General features: G+C 66.8%; 6 protein-coding genes and 2 pseudogenes. 6 read left to right on the top strand and 2 right to left on the bottom strand.

The genetic code is table 11. The features are described from left to right. A pseudogene (locus ACWELQ_RS31055) lies at positions 1-451 on the bottom strand (hypothetical protein); the annotation flags it as partial. A 294-nt stretch (positions 452-745) separates the two neighbouring features. Between ACWELQ_RS31055 and ACWELQ_RS31050 the strand changes: the two are divergent. The 3 genes from ACWELQ_RS31050 to ACWELQ_RS31040 all read left to right on the top strand — a co-directional run bounded on the left by ACWELQ_RS31050 (position 746) and on the right by ACWELQ_RS31040 (position 2,917). Then, the gene (locus ACWELQ_RS31050) at positions 746-1,198 is read left to right on the top strand and encodes a DUF4189 domain-containing protein (protein WP_452400585.1); all 453 of its coding nucleotides are present in this window, start codon (positions 746-748) and stop codon (positions 1,196-1,198) included. A gap of 103 nt (positions 1,199-1,301) precedes the next feature. Beyond that, positions 1,302-2,054, top strand: coding sequence for a MerR family transcriptional regulator (locus tag ACWELQ_RS31045; protein WP_452400584.1), 753 nt, complete (start codon positions 1,302-1,304; stop codon positions 2,052-2,054). A gap of 143 nt (positions 2,055-2,197) precedes the next feature. Next, positions 2,198-2,917 (top strand): hypothetical protein, encoded by a 720-nt coding sequence (locus ACWELQ_RS31040; RefSeq protein WP_452400583.1) that lies wholly within the window; start codon positions 2,198-2,200, stop codon positions 2,915-2,917. 60 nt (positions 2,918-2,977) lie between these two features. On the opposite strand, the gene ACWELQ_RS31035 is transcribed toward ACWELQ_RS31040, so the two are convergent. Next, positions 2,978-4,204, bottom strand: coding sequence for a hypothetical protein (locus tag ACWELQ_RS31035; RefSeq protein WP_452400582.1), 1,227 nt, complete (start codon positions 4,202-4,204; stop codon positions 2,978-2,980). A 314-nt stretch (positions 4,205-4,518) separates the two neighbouring features. Here ACWELQ_RS31035 and glf point away from each other — a divergent pair, with 314 nt between their 5' ends. The 3 genes and pseudogenes from glf to ACWELQ_RS31020 form a co-directional block, all read left to right on the top strand. Next, positions 4,519-5,721, top strand: a complete 1,203-nt coding sequence (gene glf / locus ACWELQ_RS31030) for a UDP-galactopyranose mutase (protein WP_452400581.1) — start codon at positions 4,519-4,521, stop codon at positions 5,719-5,721. Continuing rightward, positions 5,718-7,664, top strand: coding sequence for a glycosyltransferase (locus ACWELQ_RS31025; protein ID WP_452400580.1), 1,947 nt, complete (start codon positions 5,718-5,720; stop codon positions 7,662-7,664). Before glf ends, ACWELQ_RS31025 begins: the two co-directional genes overlap by 4 nt. Further along, positions 7,661-7,921: pseudogene (locus ACWELQ_RS31020) on the top strand (phosphatase PAP2 family protein); the annotation flags it as partial. The gene ACWELQ_RS31025 and the pseudogene ACWELQ_RS31020, both read left to right, overlap by 4 nt.

Raw genomic sequence — 7,921 nt, 5'->3', positions numbered from 1 at the left:
ACAGGCCGCCGTTCAGATTCAGGAACACGTGGCGCGGATCACCCACCGGCGCGCCGATCGTGTTGATGGTCGACTGCGCGACGGAACGCGTCGGGTTCACCCGGTCCGGGTTGAACACGATGATGCCCCAGTCCATCTGATCGCTCTTCTCGGCGATGACACCGATGCCGCCGCTGCGGGTGTACTCGGCCGCGACGCGCGCGCCGACCTCGCCGCAGTGGCCGGCGGTCAGGCCGACGAGCTGATTCTTGTTGTCGTAGCCCACGGCGGTGAGGGTGCAGTCGCTGACCTGATCCGTGGTCGTGAGGTCCTCGACGTACACCCCGGAACCACCGCCCAGCACCACCGGCGCGGCCGCGTCGGCGGGTCCGGCGAACGCCAGCACGGCGCTCGCGGCGGTGACGGCGACGGCCGCCCAGTTCAGGACTCGGGCGCGGCCCGCAGAGAGCATTTGGATTTTCCTCATCCCCCCGAAAATCGAATCGTGCGCGCGCGGTAATCGGGAGTCCGGCAGCGCGCACGCGGAGCATGTCATGCCGGTACCCGAGAAGCAAGTCTCCACTCGGATGGCCGATCCGGTGACCTATTCGGAAGGCATTATCCGCCAACCGGTTCCGACGTGACGAAAACCAGCTTGGCCGTGTCGGTACCCCGTGATAGAACTCCGGGCAGTGGTGATCGCACCACGGAGTGCAATCGGAGCGGCCATTCATGCGCGGCCGCTGCCAAATGGGGAGAATTTTCAATGGCTTTCTCGGGCAAACTTGCCTTGACCATGTTCGTCTCGGCCGCGGCCGTGCTGGTGTCTTCGCTGGGGGCGGGCACCGCCAACGCCGAGCGCGGCCCGGACGGCTCGCTGTACGGCTCGCTCGCGCTGAGCACCGACGGGGGGACCTTCTACGGCGCGGCCTGGAACTACCCGAACTGGCGTTCCTCCGACGCGGACGCCATCGGCCAGTGCGCGCACAGCGGCTGCAAGGTGCTGGCGCAGTTCCGTGACGGGTGCGGCGCCATCGCCGAAAGTGCCGATCACACCTACTACTACGGCGGTTCGGGCAGCAATCGCGCCGACGCCGAGAACGACGCCATGACCCGGCTGACCAACTTCATGCCGAACCCGCCCGCCATGTTCGGTAGCTCGGCCCCGGCCAAGCAGTCCGTGCACATCCGCTACACGCAGTGCACCGACGGCGCGTAGAGCGGGGCACCGCCGGGGCGTAAATTAGCCCTTGACCTTGACGCTACGTCAACTTGCATCCTGAATTCGTCGAGGAGAACGAGAGGATACGAAAGGCCGGAACGTGAGTGCCGAATGGTCGATCCAGGAATTGGCGAAAGTGGCCCACACCACAAGCCGCACGCTGCGGCATTACGGTGACCTCGGGTTACTGCCGCCCAGCCGGATCGGTTCCAATGGCTATCGCTATTACGACCAGGAATCCCTCGTGCGATTGCAGCGCATCCTTTTGCTCCGGGAACTCGGTCTCGGCCTGCCGGCCATCGCCGAAGTCCTCGCGGGGCAAAAGGACACCGCGACCGCCTTGCACGCACATCTGGAATTGCTGAAACAGGAGCAGGACCGGATCGCGCGGCAAATCGCCTCGGTGCAAACCACATTGCGCAAGACGGAAGCAGGTGAACAGCTCGTGGCAGACGAGGTATTCGACGGATTCGACCACGCCCAGTACAAGGACGAGGTCATCGAGCGCTGGGGTGAGGACGCCTGGCGCAGTAGCAACGACTGGTGGAAGTCCAAGAGCGACGCCGAGAAGAAGGCGTTCCAGCAGACCCACCTCGACATCGCCGCCGACTACGGCCGCGCCCACGCGGCGGGCCTCCCGGTAGACGGCGATGAGGTACAGGCCATCGTGCAACGCCACTACGACTGGGTCAGCGCGGCACCCTCGGCCGGGACGATTACCGCCCAGTACTTCAACAATCTCGCCGACATGTACGTCGCTGACACGCGTTTCGCCGCCAACTACGACAAGCACGGCGCGGGCACCACCGAGTACGTACGCGACGCGATCCACGCCTACACCGCGAAGATGTAGCCGGAAAACGAGTCTCCGCAGCCCCTTTCGGCACCCGCCGGAAGGGGCTGCGGGCGTCTGCGGTTACCCGCCCGATAACCCGTTCGTGCATGTCAGCGCCCCGGAGTACAGTTCGCCCAGAGTGTTCAGGGGGAGGAGACCCGATGAGTTATCCGTACGATTCGTCCGGCCGGTCCGGTGCGCAGGATCAGCCACAACCGGGCTTCGCGCCGCTGGAATACCCGCCGCAGTCGGGCCTGCCGCCCATCGAGACGCCGCCGCCTTCCGCCTATTCACAGCAGTCCGGTTATCCACAGCAGCCCGGCTTCCCGCCGCCCGCCGGTTATCCACAGCAGCCGAGCGCCGCCTACCCGGGCTATCCGACGCCGCCGATGTACTCGCCGTACGCGATTCAGCAGACCAAGGCGAGCGGCGGCACCGCCATCACCGCCGGGGTGCTGGCGATGATCGCGGGCGTGCTGTCCATCCTGGTCGCCATCGTCATGCTCATCGCCAGTGCCGCGGTGAGCAGTGACGACAGCTCCTACCGCGACGGCACCGGCTACCGCCACCACGAATCGGGGCTCGTCGCTGTCCTGATCGGCTTCGGCGTGCTGGTGCTGGTGGTCGGCGCGCTGTGGTGCACCGGCGCGACCATGCTGTTCCTGCGCAAGGCCGCCGGGCGCTGGATTCTGATCGTCATGTCCGCGCTCGCGGTGGTGCTGGGCGTCATCTCGTTCGCGATCCGCCCGGGCTCGGGCGCGATCGGGCTGATCTTCTCGATCGCCATCCTGGTGCTCGCCTCGGTGCCACCCACCGGCCGCTGGATCGCGGAGGGCAAGCAACCGGCCGTGCCCGCGCAGCCGTACTACCCGTACTACTGAGTTCGAAAAGCACACCGCCGCCCGGTCGAAAGACCGGGCGGCGGTGTCGTTTTCAGCGGATCAAGCAGCGCACATGGACTGCATGACACCGCGCAGGATCGGCGCGCCGTAGGTGGCGGGCGCGAAGGCGATGGTCTCGGCGATGCCGAGCGGCGTCGTGATGGTCGAGGCCACGCCGGTGAAGCCCGCGATGGTGTTGCCGACGGTCAGCAGCAGGCTGGTGGTGTCGAGCGCGAAGGTGATGAGCGAGAAGACGTTCTCCACCTTCACATCCCCGAGCGCCACGGTGTTGAGTGCGCGGCCCTCGTAGATGTCGAAGCCCAGGTTGGCCAGGAAGGTGAGCGGGCCGTAGTCCAGCGCGTCCACGATCGGCCCGAGCTGCTCGGTGCGGCGCAGCATCATGACGTCGGCGACCCGGTTGTCCCGCAGGAAGCCCTGCAGCGCATCGGCATTGGCGTTCACCGCGGCCGGATCGACGGGCAGCGACGCGGTGGTCAGGAAGTTGCGGGTGCGCTCGACCAGGTCGGCGGTCTTGAGCTCGGCGATCGGCGTACAGGTGCCGTCGGCCTTCACGACCTGGTTGGCCAGGTCGATCAGCGGCTGCGGCAGGTCGACATGCTCATCGGGCAGATCCAGCTGCAGCTTCTGATAGACGGTGTGCGCGTCGCAACCCACCGACAGCTGCGACTGCACCGCGCGCGCCAGCGATTTCACGCCGTTGAACAGCGCACCCACGATCGGCTTGAGCACGAAGCCGACGGTCGGCACCAGGCTGGCGGCGAACTGGGCCGGGATCTTCACGATGCGGGTGGCGAGGATGAACACCTCGACCACATCGCGCACCTTCAGCTGCGAGACCGCGACGGTCTGGTGCACCTGGCCGGTGCGCACCGCGTCGAGGCTGTTGACCAGGTAGGTGACGATCGGGTCGTCGAGGAACTGGGTGCGGTCGTTCACCTCGTCCGGGCTCAGCGGCAGGAATCCGCGCCGGTGCACGTGCATCGAGGCGACGTTCTGCCGGAAGTCGTTGACGGACTGGTCGTATGCGGCCTGTTGCCCGGCCGGCACGACCGTGCGGACGGCGGTCGCGGCCGCGCTGATGACGTCGTCGAAGGTGGCCGCGCCGGGCTTGCCGCAGAGGCCGTCCGCGTCGGCGATCTCGGCGGCGGCGAGGGCGTCGCCGTCGTCGGCGCGGGCCGGGGCGGCGCCCGGCACCAGGGCGACCGTGCCGAGCACGGCCGTGATGGAGAGCGCGCCCACGAGTGGGGCGAGGCGAGCGAGGCGCATGTTCATCAGGTCTTTCGGGTCCAGCTGGTGTCACGTCCGCGCAAACACACGGCAAAAACTGGTCGTACGATCAGTTCGAGTGGTTATGTAATACAGCTCTCGTGACGCAGCTGTCTGCGGTTTCGTGAACACTGCGCAAAAAGATCTCGACCAATCCCGCCCAGCGGGATGACCGCGATCACTTCCCGGCCTACTCTCGCGGGGTCGGCCGCCGGTCCCGGCAAAGCGGCGGCATCGCCTCCGTGTGAACCTTGCCAACCCACCCCGATGGAGCCCCCGCACGCTTTCGGGAGATGCCGGTACGCTGGGCACCCGTGACCGTCGCATCCCCCTTCGACCTCATTGTTGTCGGCTCCGGCTTCTTCGGACTGACCATTGCGGAACGCACCGCCAACCTGCTCGGCAAGCGAGTCCTGGTGGTGGACCGTCGCTATCACCTGGGCGGGAACGCCTACTCCGAGGCGGACCCGGAAACCGGGATCGAGGTCCACAAGTACGGGGCTCACCTCTTCCACACCTCCAACAAGCGGGTGTGGGACTACGTCAACGAGTTCACCGAGTTCACCAACTACCAGCACCGGGTCTTCGGCCTGCACAAGGGCCAGGCGTACCCGCTGCCCATGGGCCTGGCCATGATCTCGCAGTTCTTCGGCCGCTACTACACGCCGGACGAGGCGCGTGCCCTGATCGCCGAGCAGTCCGCGGAGATCGCCAGCGGCGACGTGACCAATCTCGAGGAGAAGGGCATCTCGCTGATCGGCCGCCCGCTCTACGAGGCGTTCATCCGCGACTACACCGCCAAGCAGTGGCAGACCGATCCCAAGGAACTGCCCGCCAACATCATCACCCGGCTGCCGGTCCGCTACACCTTCGACAGCCGCTACTTCAACGACACCTACGAGGGTCTGCCCAAGGACGGCTACACCGCGTGGCTGACCAAGATGGCGGAGAGCCCGAACATCGAGGTGCGCCTGGACACCGACTGGTTCGACGTGCGGGACGAGATCCGCGCCGCGAACCCGGACGCCCCGGTCGTCTACACCGGCCCGCTGGACCAGTACTTCGACTATGCCGACGGCGAACTCGGCTGGCGCACCATCGATTTCGAGACCGAGGTGCTCGAGACCGGTGACTTCCAGGGCATCCCCGTCATGAACTACAACGACGCGGACGTGCCGTTCACCCGCATCATCGAGCCGCGCCACTTCCACCCCGAGCGCAGCGGCACCTACCCGAACGACAAGACGGTCATCATGCGCGAGTTCTCGCGCTTCGCCCAGACCGGCGACGAACCGTACTACCCCATCAACACCCCCGAGGACCGCGCCAAGGTGCTCGCCTACCGCGAGCGCGCCAAGGCCGAAACCGCCTCGAACAAAGTGCTTTTCGGTGGCCGCCTGGGCACCTACCAGTACCTGGACATGCACATGGCCATCGGCGCGGCGCTCAGCATGTTCGACAACGTGCTGCGCCCGCACCTGGAATCCGGTGCGCCGCTGGTGGACACCGCCGAATGACCGCCCAACTGACTCGGGAAGACATGAGCACCGAGACCCGCGCCGTATCCCTGCTCCAGCGCGTCATCCTGCCCCGGCCGGGTGAGCCGCTCGACGTCCGCAAGCTGTACCTCGAGGAATCCGAGACCAATGCCCGTCGCGCGCACGCGATCACGCGCACCGCGCTGGCCATCGGCGCGGAGTCCGAGGTCTCCTTCTGTACCTACTTCAACGCGGTCCCGGCCAGCTACTGGCGACGCTGGAGCGTGCTGAAGTCGGTGGTGCTGAAGCTGGAGCTCTCCGGCCACGGCCGCGTGGACGTCTACCGCTCCAAGGCCGACGGTTCGCGAATCCACGTGCAGGGCAGCGAGTTCAGCACGCCGGGCGACGGCGCGGCGGCCGCGGACTTCGTCGAGTTCGAGGTGGATCTGGGCCCGTTCGAGGACGGCGGCTGGATCTGGTTCGACATCACCACCGACAGCCATGTCGAAATGCGCAGCGGCGGTTGGTACGCGCCGATCGAGGCGCCCGGTGAGGGCAGCATCGCCGTCGGCATGCCGACCTTCAACCGCCCGACCGACGCGGTGAAGACGCTGACCGCGCTCGGCTCGGATCCGCTGGTGCTGGAGAAGATCAAGGCCGTCATCATTCCGGACCAGGGCAACCGCAAGGTCGTCGACGAGCCCGGCTTCACCGAGGCCGCGGCCCGCCTGGGCGGTCGCCTCGCGATTCACGATCAGCCGAACCTCGGCGGCTCCGGCGGGTACAGCCGGGTCATGTACGAGGCGCTCAAGACCACCGATGCCGAATACATCGTCTACATGGACGACGACATCGAGATCGAGCCGGACTGCATCCTGCGCGCGCTGGCGTTCTCGCGTTTCGCCAAGTCGCCCATCCTGACCGGCGGCCAGATGCTCAACCTGCAGGAGCGTTCGCACCTGCACACCATGGGCGAGATCGTGGATCGTTCCATCTTCATGTGGACCGCGCCCGCGACCGTCGAGTACGACCACGATTTCTCCAAGTACCCGCTGCGCGACCGCGACAACTCCAAGCTGCTGCACCGGCGCATCGACGTCGACTTCAACGGCTGGTGGACCTGCGTGATCCCGCGTCAGGTGGCCGAGGAGATCGGGCAGCCGCTGCCGTTGTTCCTGAAGTGGGACGACGTCGAATACGGTTTGCGCGCACGCGAACACGGCTACCCGACTGTCACCCTGCCCGGTGCGGCTGTGTGGCACATGGCCTGGTCCGACAAGGACGACGCCATCGACTGGCAGGCGTACTTCCACCTGCGCAACCGTCTGGTGGTCGCCTCGCTGCACCTCCCGAACGACGGCCGTCCCATGGTGGTCAACACCATCAAGGCGACGCTGAAACACCTGCTGTGCCTGGAGTATTCGACGGTCGCCATCCAGAACGAGGCGATCCGCGACTACCTGGCGGGCCCGGACAAGCTGTTCGAGCTGCTGCCGTCCGCGCTGGGCAAGGTGCACGCCATGCGCAAGGACTTCCCGGATGCGGTGATCGTGCCGTCCTCCACCGAGCTGCCCATGGCCTCGCACGCCGAGGTCGGTGCCGTCGGTGAGCCGGGCAATCCGCTGGCCAAGGTGACCAGGCTCGGCAAGGGCGTGCTGCACAACTTCCGCAAGGCCAACCCGAAGCATCACGAGACCCCGCAGCTGAACGTCCCCACGCTGGACGCGCGCTGGTTCCTGCTCTCGCAGGTGGACGGCGTCACCGTTACCACCGCCGACGGCCGCGGCGTCGTCTACCGTAAGCGGGATCCGCGAAAGGCCATGGAGCTGTTCAAGGAAGCGATGCGCCTGCGCAAGGAGCTGGCCGAGCGCTTCCCGGAGGTGCGTGAGCAGTATCGTCGCGCGCACGCTCACCTCACCAGCAAGGCCGCGTGGGAGAACGTCTTCGGTATCGATACGCAATCAAGGAACGAGCCCAAATGACGGCTGCACAGCCAACTTCGAGCCCGGACCGCGGACTGCACGTGGTCCCGGACGCACCGGCGGCCCCGGTCGCGTCCCCGGCCGAGGTCAAGATCATCAACCTGGTGCAGGGCACCATCGGCCAGAACCCGGCGGTCATCAAGGCCGCGCGCGGGATGTCGCACTTCGGTGAGCATTCGCTGGGCTGGCTCGGCATCGCCGCGGTCGGCGCGCTGGTCGACAAGCCGCGCCGCCGGGAGTGGGCCGGGGTCGCGGTC

This window comes from Nocardia sp. NPDC004722 (genome assembly GCF_053601505.1).
The sequence above is the reverse complement of the archived record's forward strand: the minus strand, read 5'-3'. Positions and strand labels throughout refer to the sequence as shown.

What these genes read in the sequence shown, in the direction of transcription:
- ACWELQ_RS31050 (WP_452400585.1), top strand. Translation starts at nt 746, where the DNA reads ATGGCTTTCTCGGGCAAACTTGCCTTGACCATGTTCGTCTCGGCCGCG.
- ACWELQ_RS31025 (WP_452400580.1), top strand. Translation starts at nt 5,718, where the DNA reads ATGACCGCCCAACTGACTCGGGAAGACATGAGCACCGAGACCCGCGCC.
- ACWELQ_RS31040 (WP_452400583.1), top strand. Translation starts at nt 2,198, where the DNA reads ATGAGTTATCCGTACGATTCGTCCGGCCGGTCCGGTGCGCAGGATCAG.
- ACWELQ_RS31035 (WP_452400582.1), bottom strand. Translation starts at nt 4,204, where the DNA reads ATGCGCCTCGCTCGCCTCGCCCCACTCGTGGGCGCGCTCTCCATCACG.